An 18,885-nucleotide genomic window follows, 5' to 3' on the forward strand; every position below is an offset into this window, starting at 1 on the left:
AGATGAACTTTTTAGCATACTTCGCGAATCGTCAATTTTTAGCTCGAATCATTACGGTAATGGTGTTGCTGACGGGTGCTATGTCGTTAATGCAGCTCAATTTACAAGAGTATCCCGATGTTGCGATGGACACGGCGGAAATCGAAACCATCTATCCCGGTGCAACGGCTCAAGACATTGAACTCAACATCACCAACCCGATAGAGAAAGAACTTCGCTCAGTGGATGGCATTGCCTATTTTTCGTCTGAATCATCAGAAGGGCGCTCTTTTATCGAGGTCGAATATCTACCCGGTGAAGACTCAGCAGTGATCTTGCGAGATATTCAGCAAGCGGCCGATCGAGTCGGAAACCTACCGAAAGATATAGATACGCCACCGGTTGTGACTCAGCAGAAAACCTCTTCTTTGGATGTGTACCATTTTGGCGTGAGCCTATCAGACAGCAACACCGATCCCGCTTCATTACAGCATTACGCGTATCAGTTAGAAAAGAGAATCAACAACCTGGGTGGCGTTGGTGCTATCAAGCTTTCTGGCTTTAACGATCGAGAGTTTTGGGTTGAAGTTGACCCGGAAAAAGCACGTCGTTACCAAGTTGCCTTCAATGACGTCAGTACCGCGATAGAACAACACAACCTATCGCAATCGGGTGGTTTTGTAGAGTCGTGGAGCCAAGAGCAGAAGATCGTCACCATGACCAAAGTCGCGTCTACTAGTGATATTTCTGACATCGTAATCAAGGCGCTGGATTCTGGTCAGGTTGTGCGTGTGTCTGATGTGGCAACGGTGATTGATACCTTTGCGCGCGCAACTGAAGATCCTGTTTTGAGCGGGAAACTGGCGGTGATCTTCTCAATCACAAACAGTGGCAGCGCCGATGTGACTGCTACCATCGATAGTATCAAGGCTATGTTAGCCAAAGAAAGCGAACGTATTGGTGATCAATTCATCTTCCAGACCAGCCTCGATCTTGGTAAAGATATGGGCGAGAAGTTTTCGATTGTAGCCACCAATGGTGCAATCGGTCTGGTGTTGGTTTTGCTGATCTTGAGCATGATTCTGCAACGTCGCATCGCCTTTTGGGTGTCGGTTTCTATCCCGTTTTGTGTGTTCGGTGTGATGATCGTTTTGCCGATTATGGGGCTGAATTTAGACAGCATCACATTGGCTGCACTGTTGTTGGTGATCGGTATTATCGTTGATGACTCGGTGATCATCGCGGAAAGTATTTTTCAAGAAAAAGAAGCGGGCAAGAAAGGTGTCGATGCTGCGGTGTCGGGGACGCTAAAGGTGATCAAGCCATTGATGGCGAGCCTAGTGACCACGGCTTTGGTGTTTATCCCAATGATGTTTATTCCGGGCACTATGGGCAAGGCGGTTGCGGTGATTCCGATTACCGTAATCGCAGCGCTCGTGTTCTCATTCATTGAATGTACGCTGACGCTGCCTGCACACTTGGCTTCTGCGAAAGAGAGCAACCAAGAATCTCAAGAAAAGGATCGATTTGAATGGATAACGAACCACTATCGTTCGCTGCTCAATTTCGCCCTGAACTACAAGAAGTCAGTGATTGCATTGGCGTTGGTTGGCTTCGCCGTTTCTGGCTTTTTGGTGTCTTCGTTGAAAGTGGATATCTTCCCGACAGAAGCGGGTAAATACATTGAGGTGTACACCGAAGTGAAGGCAGGCACGCCGCTAAGCAAGGTGCGAGAAGCCCATCTGTCGATAGAGCAAGCGATCGAATCCCTGCCGGAAACGGAACTGGTTAGCTATGAATTGGTTTACTCATCACCGGTGTCGCAAGGCGTCATTAATTTAACGAACTTTGACCAGCGCAGCCGTTCAGCAGAACAGATTATTGCGGCACTTAATGAAGAGTTGAAAGTGGTGTCTGAAGGTATGTTTATTAAGTTCTCAATTGATGCTGGTGGTCCGCCTCCCGGTGAGCCTGTCGAGGTTCGAGTACTTGGCGGAACCGAGAGCGAACGCAATCAAACCGTGGATTTGGTGATGGCTTGGCTAAAAGATTACCAAGGAGTGACAAGCGTCAATCACAGCGAAGCACTGAAAGATCCTCAGCTGAATATTGTTCCTCAATATCACTGGCTAGCGAAATACAACTTAACGGTGAGTGACTTATCGAATGCACTGCGAGTCGGCTTTGATGGTAACAGCGTGACATCCACTTGGCTTGGTGATCAAGAGGTCGATATTCGTGTGGTACTGGATGAGCAATTTCGCGATATCGAGAAACTGAAAACGACAAAAATCTACACTGCAGGGGGGCAGCAAGTACCGCTGAGTAGATTAGCAACGGTTGAACAGATAGAAATCCCCCGTCTGATTAAGCATTACAACGGGGAGCGTGAAGTGACGGTATCAGCGGCTTTATCTGACGAGAGCATTAGCCCTGTCGCGTTATCCGATGAGCTAGTCACAGAGCTCAATGGTCAATACCCATCGAACGTGACCATCAGCGTTGGCGGCGAAGCAGAAAGCACCAACGAAACCATGAGTGGCTTTATGGTGGTGTTCCCTGCGGCGATGGTGGCTATCTATTTCGTGTTGGCGGTGATGTTCAATTCACTGTTGCAACCACTGCTTATTATGGCGGTTATCCCGTTTGCGATCATGGCGTCATTGATGGCACTCGTGATTCACATGCAGTCGATGTCTTTGTTTGGTTTGATTGGTGTTCTCGGCATGACAGGCGTGGTGGTCAACAACTCACTAGTGCTGATTAACCGAATCAACGAGCTAAGAACCGAAGGTTTAGAGGCAATAGACGCAGTAACTCAAGCCGCGGCCAGTCGCCTGCGCCCGATTGTGATGACATCAGTGACCACGGTTGCTGGCTTACTTCCTCTGGCGTATGGGTTAGGCGGAACGGACGTGTTTATGGGGCCAATGTCGCTTACGCTGGGCTATGGCCTGCTGTTCTCATTGCCAGTCGTACTTTTGGTGATTCCAGCCATGTATGCGTTGTTCTTTTCTAAAGGTTCGGCTGAACGAGCGAAGAGCAGTTGACAAGCTGAGCTCAAGGCTAATCACAAAGGTTCGTGAAGCACGATTTTGTGACCTGTTGTGCAATAACTCATTTATCTTGAATTTGGCTCGATTAGGTATGCCATTTTATTTAAATGTAAGGTTATAGTGTCGCAAAAATTTAGCGGTGCTCTTTTTTAAAGGAAAAGGCTAACCTGCTAACAATATTACACGCACAACATATAGGTTTAGCAATGACGCTTAAAAGCTTGGCATGCACCATCAGCGCAGTTTTACTGGCTGGCTGTGGTTCGACAGTGGCAACTCAAACATACAACGCCGATCTGATCATCACCAACGGACAGGTTCTCACCATCAATTCAGAAATGGATGTGATTGAAGACGGTGTGGTAGTGGTGAAAGACGACCAGATTATCGCAGTCGGTAACGAGGATTTGATCACTCAATACCGCGCTGAAAAAGTAATTGATGCTCAAGATGGAATCGTCATGCCGGGTATGGTGAACGCGCACAACCATTTACCGATGATTGCGTTTCGTGGCTTAGGCGAAGAAGGCATTTCGAATCGTCTGTTCGCTTACTTCTTCCCACTCGAAGCCGAAAAGCTAAGCCGTGAGCTGATTTACAACGCGACTAAGCTTGGCTCTATCGAATTGGCACAGAGCGGTGTAACCACTTACGCCGATATGTATTACCACATGGACGAAATGGCCAAGGCGACCAAAGAAGTCGGCTTACGCGCCGTGCTTGGTGAAACCGTGATTAAGTTCCCTGTGGTCGATGCCAAAGAACCTTACGGCGGTATTGAATACGCCAAAGGTTTTATTGAGCAGTATAAAAACGATGAGCTAATCACACCTGCTTATGCACCACATGCGGTGTACACCGTGAGCAAAGATAAGCTGCAAGAAATCAACAAGCTGTCTGCTCAATACGATGTGCCGGTGCTGATTCACGTTGCTGAATTCCCTAATGAAGAAAAGCGCATCAAAGATGAAACTAAAGCAACGTCGCCAGTCGAATACATGGATGAAATTGGTGTGCTAGACGAGCGCGTAGTGATTGCTCACGGTATCCACCTTTCAGAGAACGACCAAAAGCTTCTCAAGCAAGCTGACGCGGGTATCTCATACAACCCAATGGCGAACGCTAAAGGCGCGACGGGAATCGCACCTGCTTGGGAGATGTATCGTGCTGACATGCGAATTGGCTTGGGAACAGATGGCCCAATGAGCTCTAACCAAGTCGATATCATGCGTACTCTAAGTTACGCAGCTAACATGCAACGCTTAAAGCATTCAGATCGTACCATCATGATCCCTGAGCAAGTCATTGAGATGGCGACATTAGGTGGTGCAAAAGCCTTACACATGGAAGACCAAATTGGTTCTCTTGAAGTGGGTAAGAAAGCAGATATCGTGATTGTAGAGACACAATCGGCGAATATGATGCCAAGTTACGATCCATACGCGACATTGGTTTACCAAGCGAACCCAAGCAACATCGACACCACGATTGTTAACGGCCAAATCGTAATGGAAAACCGCGTGATGCAGACGGTTCAATTGGATGAAATCCGCCAAAGCGTCGATGAATTCGAAGCAGACATCACTGAGTTCGCGAAAGAGCTTTCTAAGAAAGCGATTAAGTCTAAGAGCTTGATGGATTAAGACATAAATCGGATTCTAAAATCGAATAGAATGAATAAACAAGAAAGGCCGACATTAAGTCGGCCTTTTGTTTTCAGTGAGTTCAAAATATCGAAACTCTAGTTATTCATCGCCAACTTACCAAGCTTCATTGCGGCAGCGTGGTGGCGGTGCATCAGTTGCTCCATGTCTACGCCAATCACAGCACCATCATTCACTCGCCATTTTCCGGCTACCATCACTTTATCCGCTTGTTGAGCACCACAAAGTAGTAGTGCAGCCAGTGGGTCGTGGCTACCAGAGAAACGAATATCATCGAGCTTGAACATCGCGATGTCGGCTTGTTTACCGACCTCTAGCGTTCCAATGTCGGTTCTGCCCATCGCTCGTGCGGAGCCTGATGTTGCCCAGCGCAGTGCGTCGAAGTGAGATACGTTTGCCGAGCCATATTGCAGACGTTGTAGATACATCGCCATACGCACTTCGGCAATCATATTTGAGCCGTCATTGGAGGCCGAACCATCCACACCTAGGCCGACTTTAACGCCAGCGGCTTCAAGATCGTTGTTCTTACAAATACCAGAAGCTAGCATCATGTTGGACGTCGGGCAGTGGCTGATACCTATTCCTGCTTTACCCAAACGCTTGATCTCTTCTGGGTTGAAGTGAATACCATGTGCGAGCCAAGTGCGCTCATTCAGCCAGCCTACATCTTCTAGGTAATCGACAGGGCGTAGACCAAACTTCTCAATACAGAAGTCTTCTTCATCAAGCGTTTCGCATAGGTGCGTATGCATCATGACGTTCTCACGCTCACTGATCTTGGCGGTCTCTTTCATTAGATCGGTAGTGACTGAGAACGGCGAACAAGGCGCGAGTGCGATTTGAATCATCGCGCCTTCATCACGCTGGTGGTAATCACGAATCAAGCGCTGGCTGTCATCAATGATGGTTTGTTCGGTTTGAATGGTGTGTCGTGGAGGTAGCCCACCTTCATCTTCCCCAAGACTCATTGAACCACGTGTGAATATGGCTCTAACGCCCAGCTTCTCTGCGGCCTCGACTTGTAAATCAATAGCGTGCTCAAGCCCATTAGGTAGCAAGTAGTGGTGATCAGATGCGGTAGTACAGCCCGACATCATTAATTCAACCAGCGCCAGCTCTGTAGCTAGGCTCATCATCTCAGAATCGAGGTTGGCCCAAACCGGGTAGAGGCTTTGTAGCCAATGGAAGAGTTCTTTATTGAGTGCGCCGGGGTAGGCACGCGTCAGGGTTTGGTAGAAGTGGTGGTGCGCATTGATAAGCCCAGGAGTCACAACATGACGAGAGGCGTCGACGCTGTAATCTACGGGTAAGGTTGGCTCTTTGTGTTTGCCAACCAATTCAATGACTTTATTACCTTTAATGACAATGCCGCCTTCTGCATCAGCGTGTGAGCCAGTGTAGATTGCGAGAGGATTCTTAATCCAGATGGTTTCCATTCATAGTAGTCCTTAGCCATCTCAGCCTTTTCAGGGAAGAGGGTCTTTATTTGGTATTTGTTGTTGAAAGATAAATTCGAATCAAGGGCGATGAAACAATTAGTGTTCTAGTTACGCCCGTGATTCTACGGAAATCGTTTTAACGCTAATTAGCGAATCATCTAGTTAGTTTTTGGCTCAGGGTTTTCTGATGCCGTTTGAACGTCAGGTTCTGTTGTTGCTTGTTGAATCTCTGATTGCTCGTTTGAGTGTAGTTCTTCTTCAGCTTGTTCTTTCATTTCTAGTTCAACTTGTGCTTGGCTTTCTGCTAGCGCTTCTTGCTCTTCTGCACGTGAAGATTTTGGCAGAATAAGGTTTAGCAGTACCGTCATAATAGTACCGGTAGTAATGCCTGAGTGAAGAAAGTTCGCTAGATCATGCGGTAAGTGTTGCAGCAACCTAGGTTCGAAAGTTACGGCCAAGCCAGACGCCAAACCTACACAAATTACCAAGGCATTTCGCTTGGTGTCTGCAGCTTTGATCAACATGCGGATACCCGCGTAAGCGATCATACCGAACATCACAAAGCCTACACCACCCAGAACAGGTTTCGGAATTGTGACGGCAATGGCGGCTAATTTCGGGAATAAACCACCTAAAATCAACAAACCACCGGTAGCTGCTACAACATAGCGACTTGCTACGCCTGTGATACCCACAATGCCGACGTTTTGACTGAATGACGCCAATGGCATCGCTGTTAAAATAGAAGAGAGCGTACTGCCAAGGCCATCGCCTAGAAGACCACGTTTTAAGTCTTTACCGGATACTTGGGTTTGGCAGTTGTTACCGAGTGCCATGAAATCACCGGTTGCTTCAGCGATAACCACTATGTACACCAAGCTCATACTGATGATGGCACTCGCAGAAAAGGTAAAGCCATATTTGAAAGGTTCAGGTCCGCCCACCCAAGCGGCAGAGCTGATTTGCTCAAGGTCGACCATGCCGAGCGATAGCGCCACAATGTAACCGCCTGCTAAACCAATCACGATAGCTGAAGCAGCAACCGCGCCTTTACAGTAAACCGATACGCCGACCACAATCCCTAAAGATACAAGGGCTAGAAACAGCTTTGGTAAGGTTGCGAATTGTTCCGTGTTGGCAGGGGAGTCTCCGACCCAATTCATGGCAACCGGTAAAATGGTTAAGCCGATTAAGGTAACCACCACACCACTTACCACGGTCGGGAACAGCTTTCGAACCTTGTCCATGTAGAAGCTGGCACCAATTACCACGAATGAGCCGATAAGTGCTGAGCCCATAATAGCGGCGACGCCACCTTCGTTACCAATCGAGATAGCGACACCCAAAAAGGCAAAGCTTGAACCCATTACAACGGGCAGTCGAATACCGACAGGGCCGAAACCAAGACATTGAGCGACGGTCACAATACCTGATGCCAGTAGCGCAGCATTGATCAGTGAAACGATCTCTGTGTTAGGCAATCCGATAGAAGCGCCGACAATAAGGGGAACAGCGACGATGCCACCAATCGAGGCGAGCATGTGTTGCAGTGCGAGTAGGAGGGTTAGCCCATGAGGCGGTCTTTCATTTAGGGTGTACAGAAGTTTCATTTGATATTCCTCTGCCTGCGTTTCCGTTTACAGGCGATTGGCGGTCAAATAATGACTTCTACAAACTGCGTAGGGTCATAAAAAAGGTGCACTAAAGGTACGGATTGCTTGTGCGTTCCGCTGATTAGCACAATTAGCTTTTTCTTAAAAATGTTGTTGTAACCTGTTTCTTGATAGCTCGGCCTGCGAACAGGCCAAGCGATAGTTACGTTTGGTGATTAGCCGATGAACACTAGCTTGGCGATGAAGATCGCCGCTAGGAAGTACATCGAAATTGATACGTCTTTTGTTTTACCTGTCGCCAGTTTCAGTACTGTGTAGGTAATGAAACCCAGTGCGATACCATTCGCGATAGAGAACGTCAGTGGCATCATTAACGCGGTAATGGCTGCAGGTGCACCGTTGGTGAAGTCTTTCCAATCAACGTGTTGCATGCTGCTCATCATCACGAACGCCACGTAAATCAGCGCGCCAGAGGTTGCGTAAGCTGGGATCATTCCTGCAAGTGGAGATAGGAAAATCGCCGCTAAGAACAACACACCAACCACAATCGCCGATAGGCCAGTTCGTGCGCCTGCTGCAACGCCCGCTGCACTTTCTACGTAACTGGTTACTGGCGGACAACCCACACACGCACCTGCCACGCTTGAGATACTGTCGGCTTTCAGCGCTTTGCTTAGACCTTCGATCTTGCCTGTTTCTGGGTTGGTAAGGTTTGCACGCTCAGCCACGCCCATCAAAGTACCCGCGGTATCGAACATGTTTACAAAAAGGAAAGCCAAGATAACGCTGATCATCGAAACATCTAGCGCACCCATAATGTCCATTTTTAGGAATGTAGGCGCTAAACTTGGTGGCGCTGCGAAGAAGCCGTTGTAATGCACTAAGCCAAGCATCATACCGACCAGAGTTACACTCAAAATGCCGATTAACACCGCACCAAATACTTTACGCTCACTGAGTACTGCGATGATAAGGAAAGCGATAGCGGCCAGTAGCGCTTCAGGTTTAGTGAAGTCACCTAGTGATACCAAAGTTGCTGGGTTTTCGACGACGATGCCTGCTGTTTTTAAGCCAATCAGACCCAAAAACAAGCCAACACCCGCTGTCATGGAGTAACGCAGACTCACTGGGATACTTTCAATGATCCATTGGCGGACTTTGTAGAAGCTCATCCCGACGAACAAGATACCGGAGATAAACACCGCACCCAGTGCCACTTCCCAGCTGTAGCCCATTTCGCTTACTACTGTGAACGAGAAGAAGGCGTTCAAGCCCATGCCCGGCGCAAGTCCGACAGGCCAGTTCGCAAATAGCCCCATTAACAAACAACCGATCGCAGCACCAATACAGGTCGCGACGAATACCGCGCCTGAATCCATGCCTGAAGCGGCCATGATTTGTGGGTTAACGAAGATGATGTAAGCCATGGTTGCGAAGGTGGTGACACCACCGACTAACTCATTTTTTACGCTACTTCCGTGGGCTTTAATTTTAAAAAACTTCTCTAAAATTCCGTTGTTCGCATCTTGGTTGAGTATTTCTGTTTTACTCTCACTCATGTCAGCAAGTCCTTTTATGTTGTGATCCATTTATTGAATACAGCGAGATTTCAATATTAAGTTTTAAGGTTTTTTCCTAGCCGCTATTTCTTTAGTTATCTGTTGTTTAGTCATCAACTTCTAACTAATAACGTTGTTAGTATTTTTATATGAGCGTGTTTAGTGGGTGCACACCTTTTGGGGTGTACACGTGAATCTGTTTAATATTTGTCGGTTGAGCCTAGTTCGAAGTTCTAGGTCACGGGACTAACTGCCCCGATAGGTTGAGAAACTGTAAGGCGAGACGAGAAGAGGAACGTGGTAGTGCGCGTCTGGATCATCTAGACCAAAGCGAATAACCACATCATCTAGGAAGGGCACGCCATCCAGCTCCACGCCTTTGCTTCTGTAGTAATCGGCGACGTAAAACACCAATTGGTATTTCCCCGGTCGGAAATCATTTCCTGCCAGAATCGGCGCATCGGTTCGGCCATCGGAGTTAGTGAGTACCGTCGCCAGCTTTTCTGTTGAGCCTTCCTTGACCTTATAAAGCTCTACCTTGATCTCTGCACCCGGTAAGCCGTGAGTAGTGTCTAATACGTGTGTTGTTAGTCTTCCCATAGTCCTTTAATAGCGCTTTTGGCGCTCCTCTGTTCCGTGGTTTATCTGTGTAATTCGACCCTGCAAAGAATGCAACTGGTCACTTTGTTATCACTAACTATGTACGAACTGTATACAATTAGTAAAGCGAATTGTTGGAAAAATGTTAACTATTCAGTCGTTTTTTCTGACTTTTTAGATGTGGGTTATTGGTTTTTGGTCGAGGGTTGCATTGTTAAGATATTGTTTTCAAGGGGGTTTAGTGAGGAAAATTAACTTGAATAACAAAATCTTTACATTGAGATAAATAATTGTATACAATAAATGTACAGGGGTAAGGTTGCTCGTTTTTTGGAAAATCCATTCACTGATTCATTTTGATGAACCAGTGAAAGAGCGGCTAAGCCAACCACTTATGTTAGGAGTACTTGGATGAATAAGGATTATTCAAGAAATTTGATCGGTTACGGAGCTAATCCTCCCAACCCTCAATGGCCAGGTAATGCGCGCGTCGCGGTTTCTTTTGTATTGAACTATGAAGAGGGCGGTGAGCGTTGTTTGTTACATGGAGACGACGAGTCTGAAGCTTTTCTTTCAGAGATCCCGTCAGCACAGCCGATCAAAGGCGAACGTCACATGAGCATGGAATCCATCTATGAATATGGTAGCCGTGCGGGTGTATGGCGTGTTCTTCGCTTGTTCGATGAATATGAAATCCCACTGACCGTCTTTGCGGTTGCAATGGCGATTGAGCGTCACCCAGACGTAGCCAAAGCCATGGTCGAAGCGGGTCACGAAATCTGTAGCCACGGTTATCGCTGGATAGACTATCAATACATTGATGAGTCTGAAGAGCGCGACCACATGACCAAAGCGATTGAGATCATCCAACAAGTGACGGGGCAACGCCCACAAGGTTGGTACACAGGTCGAACTGGGCCGAATACGCGTCGCTTAGTGGCAGAAGAAGGTGGCTTTCTTTACGACTCCGATGCCTATGATGATGACCTGCCTTATTGGCACACCGAGACTGGTCATCCACAGCTAGTGATCCCTTATACTCTCGATGTGAACGACATGCGTTTTTCAACAGCGCAAGGCTTTAACTCTGGTGAGCAGTTCTTCCAATATCTGAAAGACACGTTTGACACCCTTTATATGGAAGGCGAAACCGCACCGAAAATGATGTCGGTTGGGCTGCATTGTCGTCTGATTGGTCGTCCCGGTCGTATTGCTGCATTAAGACGCTTCTTAGATTACGTCAAAGAACACGACAGTGTGTGGCTATGTCGTCGAATCGATATTGCCAACCACTGGCACCAGCACCACCCTTATCAACCGAACAACGTTCATCAACAACAGAAGTAGCAGTGAAGCAAGGAGGCTTAACGTGACTGAATTTCGATCATGCCAACCAACAACCATGGACCGCGATACCTTTGTCGCTCACTTCGCTGATGTTTACGAGCACAGCCCATGGGTTGCAGAAGTGGTGTATGACCAAGGTTTGAATGCCGAAGACGACCATATCGAGAATCTTCATCTGAAAATGGCATCGACCTTGTTAAGTGCAGACCAAGGCAAACAGTTGGCTTTGATCAATGCTCACCCGGATTTAGCCGGTCGAGCTGCAGTAAATGGCGAACTCACCGAGTCGTCGACCAAAGAACAAGCGGGGGCGGGCATCGACCAATGCAACGCCGAAGAATTTGAAAAATTCACTTCTTACAACAACAGCTACAAAAGTCGCTTCAATTTCCCTTTTATCATGGCGGTGAAGGGAGCCAATCGTTACCAAATTCTTGAGTCGTTCGAGATGCGATTAGGAAATGATAGTGAAACTGAGTTTGCTACGGCGATTCAAGAGATCAACAAGATCGCGATGTTTCGTCTCTGGGATATGTAAGTTAACGGAGTTAACAGCTATCTCAGCCCAGTCTTAGTGCGCTAAGAGCCCGCTTTATAAGCGAATAAGCCACTGAGTTCTCATTTTATTATTACTTGATTAATTGGATAGGATTACACGGACATGACCCAAACATTTGAACAATACATAAACCTTGCAGACGAAAAACTCGGCGCAGAAGCTACCTTCGCAACAGACGATTTTTTCGCAGATAAAAGCCGTCTTCTCAGCCACGCAGCGCCAGAGTGGAAAGACGACTTATACGACGATAACGGCAAGTGGATGGACGGTTGGGAAAGCAGACGTAAACGTGGTGAAGGTTACGACTACTGTGTCGTTCGCCTTGGCCTAGCTGGCACCATTGCTGGCGTTGATATTGATACCTCATTCTTCACAGGTAACTTCCCACCTTCGGCATCAATTGACGCGTGTTATTCACCACAAGGTGAGCCAACAGACTCAACAGAGTGGCAAGAAATTCTGCCTTCAATGGCACTACAAGGTGATCATCATCATCTTGAAGCAATCGAAAGTGACCAAGTATTTACGCACCTACGTTTGAACATTTACCCAGACGGCGGTGTCGCACGCCTACGAGTTTATGGCCGACCAAGTGTAGATTGGGACGCAATTGATTCTCAGCAACAAGTTGACTTAGCAGCCGTTGAGCATGGTGGTCGAGCACTGGCATGTAGTGATGAACACTACGGCAACAAAGCCAACATCTTAGGCCCAGGCCGCGGTGAAAACATGGGTGATGGCTGGGAAACAGCGCGTCGTCGTACACCGGGTAACGACTGGGTTATCGTGGCATTAGGCCACCCAGGCAACATCGAACGCATCGTTGTTGATACAGCCCACTTCAAAGGTAACTATCCTGACAGCTGCTCGATTCAAGCGGCTTATGTGAAGGGCGGTACCGACGACCAAGTAGAAACACAAAGCCTATTCTGGCGTGAACTGTTGCCTGCACAAAAGCTGCAAGCGCACGAAATTCACGAATTCATTTCTGAGGTAAACGACCTTGGTGCGATTACCCACGTACGTGCAAACATATTCCCAGATGGTGGTATCAGCCGTTTGCGTCTGTTTGGTACGAAAGCGAAATAGGTAAGGAAATGAGTATGAGTAATGGAATACGTCGTTTATCCATCGAACCGTTAACCAAGCAGGCTTTTGGAGAGTTTGGCGATGTTATCGAGTCCGATAATAGTGATTTCTTCATGATCAACAGTGGATCAACACGTCGCTACCACAAGCTAGCGACAACGGATGTGCAAGACCAAGATGGAGAAGCCATCATCAGCATCTTCCAAGCCACACCGTTGAGCTACCCACTGACCATCAAAATGTTAGAGCGTCATCCACTTGGCTCTCAGGCATTCATTCCATTACTTGGTCAACCCTATTTAATTGTTGTTGCGCCAAAAGGCGACGATCCAACATTAGCCGATAGCCGAGCTTTCTTGAGCAACGGTCGTCAAGGAGTGAACTATCACAAAGGGGTGTGGCATCACCCAGTTCTCGCCCTCACCGATCAAGACCAGTTCTTGATCGTCGATAGAGGCGGCGAAGGGCATAACTGTGACGAAGTTTATTTCGACAGCGACCGAGTAGCATTGCATTTGGACGACTTGCCAACGGACGACAATAAGGAAGAGCAACGCTTAGCTAAAGCGTTGTGATACAGGAGTTTATTATGGATCCGCATATTACAGAATGGTTGAACTTAGCAATACGCTGGGCTCACATGATTGTTGGTGTTGCGTGGATAGGCGCATCATTTTACTTTGTTTGGTTAGAGAATAACCTTAACCGAGTAAACCCAAAAACGGGCCTTTCAGGCGACTTATGGGCAATTCACGGCGGTGGTATTTATCACCTAGAGAAGTACAAACTTGCGCCACCAGAGATGCCAGAGCACCTGCACTGGTTCAAATGGGAAGCTTACTTCACGTGGATCACCGGTGTGTGTCTATTGGGTGTGGTTTACTACCTTAACGCTGAGATTTACCTGATTGCACCGGGCTCTGGCCTTGATTCAACAACGGCAATCGCGATTGGTATTGGTTCATTCGTTGCTGGTTGGTTTATCTACGATCTACTGTGTGACTCACCATTAGGTAAAACCCCTGTGTTGCTTGGTGTTGTGCTGTTTGTGCTGCTTGTTGCTGCAACATATGGCCTAACTCAAGTGTTCAGTGGTCGTGGCGCTTACATCCATGTTGGTGCGATCATTGGTACCATCATGGTGGGTAACGTATTCCGCGTTATCATGCCTGCGCAGCGTAACTTGGTGAAAGCGATAGAAGAGAAGCGCGAACCGGATCCGGCACTGCCAGCGAAAGGCTTACTGCGTTCTCGTCACAACAACTACATGACACTGCCAGTGCTGTTCATCATGATCAGTAACCACTTCCCAAGCACTTATGGCTCGGAATACAACTGGCTGATTCTTGCTGGCTTAGCGATTTTCAGTATCTTGGTGCGTCACTACTTCAACACCCGTCATGGTAGTCAGAAGTTCGCATGGACAATACCAGTAGCAGCATTGGGTATGATCACGCTTGCGTTTGTTACCTCACCTTACGCGAAAAAACAGATGACTCCGGTTGTGCAAGCACCAGTGGTTCAAGAAGTGCAAGTCAGCGCGACTGAAGAACTTGCTGCAAACGACACCGCTTCAACGACTAGTTCTCAAGCTGCACCAGCGGATCACTCAATGCAAACTGCTAGCGCAGGCGTCAGCTTTGAAACCATCAACAAAGTCATTCAAGAGCGCTGTTCTGTGTGTCACTCATCAACTCCTAGCCATGCTGCTTTTGCTGCTGCACCTGGTGGTGTGGTGTTTGATACGCCAGAGGAGATTAAAGCTAACGTCCCAAGGATTGTTGCTCAAACCGTAACAACCAAGGTGATGCCGCTCGGCAACATGACTCAAATGACCGACGCAGAGCGCGCACTGATCGGCACTTGGGTAGAGCAAGGCGCTACGCTTCAATAATGATGTGAATCCTTTACCTAAGAGCATGAGTCTTAGGTAAGGCTTGGGGAGAGTTTGGTTTACGGGCACGCGCCAAACTCATCCCACCCTGCTTCCCCGGTTCCTATAACCGGGGCTTTTTGTTTTTGGACAAAGGAAAATAATGTCTTGTTTGGTTAATGACTATGTGTAGAAATATAATTTAATAGACTCTTTCGGTTTTAGTGTTAAATGCACCAATCTCAATGTGATTTTGTTTGTTGTGGGATTGGGATGGCTTTCCCTTACATTTGAGTTAATTATCAATTAATAGGATGAAAACTAATATTTAGATCACGAGTTACTAATATTAATCGAGCACTATGCTTAAAGTAGATGCCATGAATATAACTAGTCAAATACAATCGATGGGTTAAATTATCATAAGGTTTTGCAATGAGTGATATAACTCAATATCAACATCTGAATGTTTTTTAGCTCATGAGGCTCACAAAAACGTTCCTTTTCACAAATTACTAAAAGCTAGTGCAGACTATGAGACCTATAAACTAAAGTCTTCTTTGGAAGTGCCTGGTGTCCTATACGTTAAAAATCCGAAGGTAAAGCCTCCTAGTTGGGCTAAATTTGCAGAATCATTAACTTCAACTTCAATTGATGAGCTACAAAATCGATCAAGTTCAGCTGTTTTGATTATTCGGTCACATAAAGCAACTATGGCTATTACCTTTGGCTATGGTCGGCACCTGCTTGATATGGGATGTTTTGTTACTGATTTTGGGATAAAAACGGCTCTTAACACACTGAATCACGATACCCTTCGTAGCATAGATGTTATCACGTTGGATGAGCAGGGCGTTCAGAAAAAATCCCAAGCAGCTCGCTCGACGAGTGTGGATGTGTTTGGTATTGATATATCCAAAGATCTTCTTAGAGGTGTGACGGGTTCACCTAAACTTGGCATTGGGTTATTTAACATATCAGGAAGTGGTACTACATTTTCGTTCGGCAAAGACATTGATACAAAAGAGATGCCAGCTCTGGTAGATAAAATATATGATCACTATAAAAGCCAAGATTATAAAAACTCTTTTGGCTGGGTGGACAATATAAGGCGTTTAGAAGAGAAAAAGGATATAGATCCTCTAAACCAAAAATTACTTGATGAGTTGAAACTAACGACCCCTCAAGTAGTGATATCAATACCAGAAATGCTCGATTGGGACTTGGTCAGTGGCTTTAGTTTCACTAGGGGTAAGCCAAATATTAAGCCGACCATAGAAAGTGATGATTATTTCGTAAATCTAGACAAAGTAAACCTGACGGTTGACTCTCTAAAAAGAGACCGCTTGTTCGTGTTTGATTCAACTGAAGAAGACACAGAGTATAAGTTATACGACTGTTTGTACTTTGAGATTAAAGAGTCAGAAAAAACGTATATATTATTTTCTGGCGTATGGTATGAGATTGCAGAAAGCTTTGTTGGCACTATCGATAAAATACTTTCAAATATTCAAATAACATCCCTTTCTTTTCCTAAAGTTTATACTTGGGAGGAAACTACAACGAAAGGAAAAGTAGTCGAAAAAATCGAAACGGAAGGTGACTATAACGACCGCGCTGCAATTGAGAAAGGTTACTATGTTCTAGATAAGAAATTGGTCAAAAGTGATAGGACTACCACATCAATTGAGCTTTGTGATTTACTTACAAAAGATAGACAATTTGTCCATGTAAAGCATCGTAAAGGTGGCTCTGCGGGGTTAAGTCATTTGTTTGCACAAGGGAATGTTGCCGCTGAAATTATGCTCGGCGACCGAAAATTTCGAAAAGCAGCTCGTTCTGTTATTCGGAATAAAGTATCCCCAAAAATTATTGATACCGTGCCTTTGGAAAGGTTAGATAGCTCAAAAGTTGAAGTGGTTTTTTTAATCCTTGGTGAGGACTCAAATGATCTTAAAGGTAATTTACCATTCTTTAGTAAAGTGAATTTGACCAAAGCTTATGAAAATTTAAGCCAAAAAGGCTTTAAAGTGACGATTGCAGGTGTTGGGAAAGTAGCTAAGCCAACGCCATAAAGGGTAACTTAGAATAATATGTAGCGCATGGTATTAGCTACCATGCGTTAATTAATTTTGAGTATGCCTATTTCTATAGCTGAATAGATAGCGTGTGGGGCTTCAACCACTCTAGCCCAATATTTATCTCCATAAGACCAGTGCCACCACTCAAATGGGTAATTGATGAATCCCGCTTTCTCCATGCACTCGAATAGCACTCTTCTATTTTCAATGACATCAGCTTCAAGTGAGCCACAAAATGAATAGCACCTCCCTTGTGAGATCGTTGCATCTTCATCATATTGACAGCCAAGGTCAATTTCGTTACCTAGACGGTCAACTAAAGACACGTCGACAGCTCCTCCAGTAGGATGACCAGCTACATTCGGTGGAGCTATATATTCCGCAGTGATCCCATGAACTTCTTGAGATGAAAGGTTTATATGTTCCTCTAAGCAAAATAACTGAATTAACCTTCGATTATAAATAAAGCTTTGAAAAGACTTCGGTCTGTATGTTTCTTTTACAGATAAGTAGATACCCTCAGGTAAGCATAGTGACGCGTCACTTAATCGTTTGGCCACGCTTTCTCTAGCTATAAATTGATTTTTGTAACCGAGTTCAACATCATAATCGAGGACTATTTTTGTTCCTTTCGGATTAATGGATACGATGGGTTCTTGGTTCTCGATTACGGACATGTTTTGTACTCGAGGGTCTAATAAACTTATGCTTTTCAATGAAAACTGCCTATGGGAAATGTAGTCTTATATAGACGATTATTATGTAAATATCTGAGTGTTTGTCTTGTTAAGGTTAGTCTTTTGTTCAAAAACCTAAATGTTGAATCTAACACTAGATCTAACCGTTTTTGCGTGCGCAGTCCTGTATATGGTTCTTGATATGAATCTCTACCCATGGCATTTTTAGTCCGAATTGACTTTAGTTAGGACAAAAAATGGAAGACTTGATAGTCGCGTATTTTAGGGCATTGAGCTCATTCTTTAGGTATCTGTTTCAGTCGATCTTGATTGAGTTTATTGGTTACGGAGCTGGCTGGATAGTCTGTAAAGTATTCACATTAGGGCGCTTCCCCCCATTGATTCCAACTGAAAAAGAGCGAACCAGAATCTCTTATATCGGAGCTATTAGCATCGTGTTGCTTCTGTTAGCAATTGGTGTGTTCAATAGTTTGTGATTCGGAGTAAGGCTATATGAAATTTTACCCCGCAGAACAATACCAAGCGGCTTGCAACGAGCTGTTTGTCCGATACGAACGTGACATCAAAAAGCTAATCCTTAACGCGAGAGTTGAGCACATAGGCGCATCTTCTATTCCATCTGCCGTATCTAAGGGCGATTTGGATATCTTTGTAGGTGTTGAGCTTGGCGAACTTGAGGATGTCATTGGGAGACTCACAACACTCGGCTTCAATGAGAAACTCGATACCTTAAGAACGCCGGAGCTGTGTATGTTGGAATCTACATCCGCTGATGATGTGGCGTTGCAAGTGGTCGCCAACGGTTCTGAGTTCGAATGCTTTCTAAGGTTTCGTGACAAGCTACGTGCGAATCCGGCATTAGTTCAGCAATACAACACCCTCAAAATGTCTTGTGAAGGTTGGTCTCAAGAAAAGTACCGTGCAAAGAAGTCGGCTTTTATCCAGCATGTGTTGGCTTTGAAATAGCATCAGTGCCCCTCACCTCCAATTGCCCAATTGCCCAATTGCCCAATTGACAAAAGCCTTACTAATACAAATCGTTAAGTCAAAAATCATTACCTCTGGAAATTTACCTTCTTAAATTCCCTTCAACCTATCTTATTGCGTTTTATAGTCAAAATTTAAGCAACTAAGCTCACATATATTGCATGGTGTATTAGTTTTGGTATTTGCCTGTGTTATGTTTTTATCGATTTTATAAAGCGTGACTTATCTATTGAAAGCAAAGTGTTTTCTTTCGAATTAATTTCAAGATTTGTCTATCAGTACATCAACCTAACGCTATCAAAAATCGATTTCTCGACGTTCATAATCAATATCACCTT

General features: G+C 45.7%; 15 protein-coding genes. 10 read left to right on the plus strand and 5 right to left on the minus strand.

The window, feature by feature from the left end; translation table 11 throughout:
• Positions 1-2 precede the first annotated feature (2 nt).
• Both MSG36_RS03110 and MSG36_RS03115 read left to right on the plus strand, forming a co-directional pair.
• A complete protein-coding gene (locus MSG36_RS03110) occupies positions 3-3,029 on the plus strand; it encodes an efflux RND transporter permease subunit (protein ID WP_248366192.1) in 3,027 nt (1,008 codons plus the stop codon).
• Positions 3,030-3,241: 212 nt separating this feature from the next.
• On the plus strand, positions 3,242-4,678 hold the full coding sequence (locus tag MSG36_RS03115; protein WP_248366195.1) for an amidohydrolase: 1,437 nt from the start codon (positions 3,242-3,244) through the stop codon (positions 4,676-4,678).
• 98 nt (positions 4,679-4,776) lie between these two features.
• Here the strand turns inward: MSG36_RS03115 and MSG36_RS03120 are convergent, their stop codons facing one another.
• From MSG36_RS03120 to uraH, 4 genes are all read right to left on the minus strand, one after another.
• Positions 4,777-6,138, minus strand: a complete 1,362-nt coding sequence (locus tag MSG36_RS03120; RefSeq protein ID WP_248366198.1) for an 8-oxoguanine deaminase — start codon at positions 6,136-6,138, stop codon at positions 4,777-4,779.
• 161 nt (positions 6,139-6,299) lie between these two features.
• Complete coding sequence (locus tag MSG36_RS03125) at positions 6,300-7,751, minus strand: nucleobase:cation symporter-2 family protein (RefSeq protein ID WP_248366201.1); 1,452 nt, start codon at positions 7,749-7,751, stop codon at positions 6,300-6,302.
• A gap of 218 nt (positions 7,752-7,969) precedes the next feature.
• Complete coding sequence (locus MSG36_RS03130) at positions 7,970-9,313, minus strand: NCS2 family permease (RefSeq protein ID WP_048611821.1); 1,344 nt, start codon at positions 9,311-9,313, stop codon at positions 7,970-7,972.
• A gap of 246 nt (positions 9,314-9,559) precedes the next feature.
• The gene (gene uraH, locus MSG36_RS03135) at positions 9,560-9,913 is read right to left on the minus strand and encodes a hydroxyisourate hydrolase (RefSeq protein ID WP_248366204.1); all 354 of its coding nucleotides are present in this window, start codon (positions 9,911-9,913) and stop codon (positions 9,560-9,562) included.
• Positions 9,914-10,324: 411 nt separating this feature from the next.
• Here uraH and puuE point away from each other — a divergent pair, with 411 nt between their 5' ends.
• The 6 genes from puuE to MSG36_RS03165 all read left to right on the plus strand — a co-directional run bounded on the left by puuE (position 10,325) and on the right by MSG36_RS03165 (position 16,856).
• On the plus strand, positions 10,325-11,260 hold the full coding sequence (gene puuE, locus MSG36_RS03140; RefSeq protein ID WP_048611817.1) for an allantoinase PuuE: 936 nt from the start codon (positions 10,325-10,327) through the stop codon (positions 11,258-11,260).
• A 22-nt stretch (positions 11,261-11,282) separates the two neighbouring features.
• Positions 11,283-11,798 (plus strand): 2-oxo-4-hydroxy-4-carboxy-5-ureidoimidazoline decarboxylase, encoded by a 516-nt coding sequence (gene uraD / locus MSG36_RS03145; protein ID WP_017067791.1) that lies wholly within the window; start codon positions 11,283-11,285, stop codon positions 11,796-11,798.
• 123 nt (positions 11,799-11,921) lie between these two features.
• Positions 11,922-12,908: an allantoicase gene (alc, locus tag MSG36_RS03150; RefSeq protein ID WP_050052786.1), complete on the plus strand. Its 987-nt coding sequence runs from the start codon at positions 11,922-11,924 to the stop codon at positions 12,906-12,908.
• Positions 12,909-12,922: 14 nt separating this feature from the next.
• On the plus strand, positions 12,923-13,483 hold the full coding sequence (locus MSG36_RS03155; RefSeq protein ID WP_248366207.1) for an ureidoglycolate lyase: 561 nt from the start codon (positions 12,923-12,925) through the stop codon (positions 13,481-13,483).
• A gap of 14 nt (positions 13,484-13,497) precedes the next feature.
• The gene (locus MSG36_RS03160) at positions 13,498-14,802 is read left to right on the plus strand and encodes a urate hydroxylase PuuD (protein WP_248366210.1); all 1,305 of its coding nucleotides are present in this window, start codon (positions 13,498-13,500) and stop codon (positions 14,800-14,802) included.
• Between the two features lie 431 nt (positions 14,803-15,233).
• Entirely contained in the window at positions 15,234-16,856 is a 1,623-nt protein-coding gene (locus MSG36_RS03165) for a TIGR04141 family sporadically distributed protein (RefSeq protein WP_348983437.1), read from the plus strand.
• A gap of 47 nt (positions 16,857-16,903) precedes the next feature.
• Here MSG36_RS03165 and MSG36_RS03170 read toward each other — a convergent pair whose 3' ends face one another.
• Positions 16,904-17,539 (minus strand): M15 family metallopeptidase, encoded by a 636-nt coding sequence (locus MSG36_RS03170; RefSeq protein WP_181360282.1) that lies wholly within the window; start codon positions 17,537-17,539, stop codon positions 16,904-16,906.
• Between the two features lie 257 nt (positions 17,540-17,796).
• On the opposite strand from MSG36_RS03170, the gene MSG36_RS03175 reads away from it, so the two are divergent.
• Together MSG36_RS03175 and MSG36_RS03180 are read left to right on the plus strand one after the other, a co-directional pair.
• Entirely contained in the window at positions 17,797-18,036 is a 240-nt protein-coding gene (locus MSG36_RS03175; protein WP_017086627.1) for a hypothetical protein, read from the plus strand.
• Positions 18,037-18,052: 16 nt separating this feature from the next.
• Entirely contained in the window at positions 18,053-18,526 is a 474-nt protein-coding gene (locus tag MSG36_RS03180; protein ID WP_248366217.1) for a GrpB family protein, read from the plus strand.
• Positions 18,527-18,885: the final 359 nt, after the last annotated feature.

This window comes from Vibrio sp. 1CM8B (assembly GCF_023161685.1).
GTDB classification, from domain to species: Bacteria; Pseudomonadota; Gammaproteobacteria; order Enterobacterales; family Vibrionaceae; genus Vibrio; species Vibrio coralliirubri.

Coding starts and splice junctions, on each gene's coding strand:
- MSG36_RS03155 (WP_248366207.1), top strand. CDS start 12,923: ATGAGTAATGGAATACGTCGTTTATCCATCGAACCGTTAACCAAGCAG.
- MSG36_RS03170 (WP_181360282.1), bottom strand. CDS start 17,539: ATGTCCGTAATCGAGAACCAAGAACCCATCGTATCCATTAATCCGAAA.
- MSG36_RS03160 (WP_248366210.1), top strand. CDS start 13,498: ATGGATCCGCATATTACAGAATGGTTGAACTTAGCAATACGCTGGGCT.
- MSG36_RS03175 (WP_017086627.1), top strand. CDS start 17,797: ATGGAAGACTTGATAGTCGCGTATTTTAGGGCATTGAGCTCATTCTTT.
- MSG36_RS03125 (WP_248366201.1), bottom strand. CDS start 7,751: ATGAAACTTCTGTACACCCTAAATGAAAGACCGCCTCATGGGCTAACC.
- MSG36_RS03120 (WP_248366198.1), bottom strand. CDS start 6,138: ATGGAAACCATCTGGATTAAGAATCCTCTCGCAATCTACACTGGCTCA.
- alc (WP_050052786.1), top strand. CDS start 11,922: ATGACCCAAACATTTGAACAATACATAAACCTTGCAGACGAAAAACTC.
- uraH (WP_248366204.1), bottom strand. CDS start 9,913: ATGGGAAGACTAACAACACACGTATTAGACACTACTCACGGCTTACCG.
- MSG36_RS03180 (WP_248366217.1), top strand. CDS start 18,053: ATGAAATTTTACCCCGCAGAACAATACCAAGCGGCTTGCAACGAGCTG.
- MSG36_RS03110 (WP_248366192.1), top strand. CDS start 3: ATGAACTTTTTAGCATACTTCGCGAATCGTCAATTTTTAGCTCGAATC.
- MSG36_RS03115 (WP_248366195.1), top strand. CDS start 3,242: ATGACGCTTAAAAGCTTGGCATGCACCATCAGCGCAGTTTTACTGGCT.
- MSG36_RS03130 (WP_048611821.1), bottom strand. CDS start 9,313: ATGAGTGAGAGTAAAACAGAAATACTCAACCAAGATGCGAACAACGGA.
- puuE (WP_048611817.1), top strand. CDS start 10,325: ATGAATAAGGATTATTCAAGAAATTTGATCGGTTACGGAGCTAATCCT.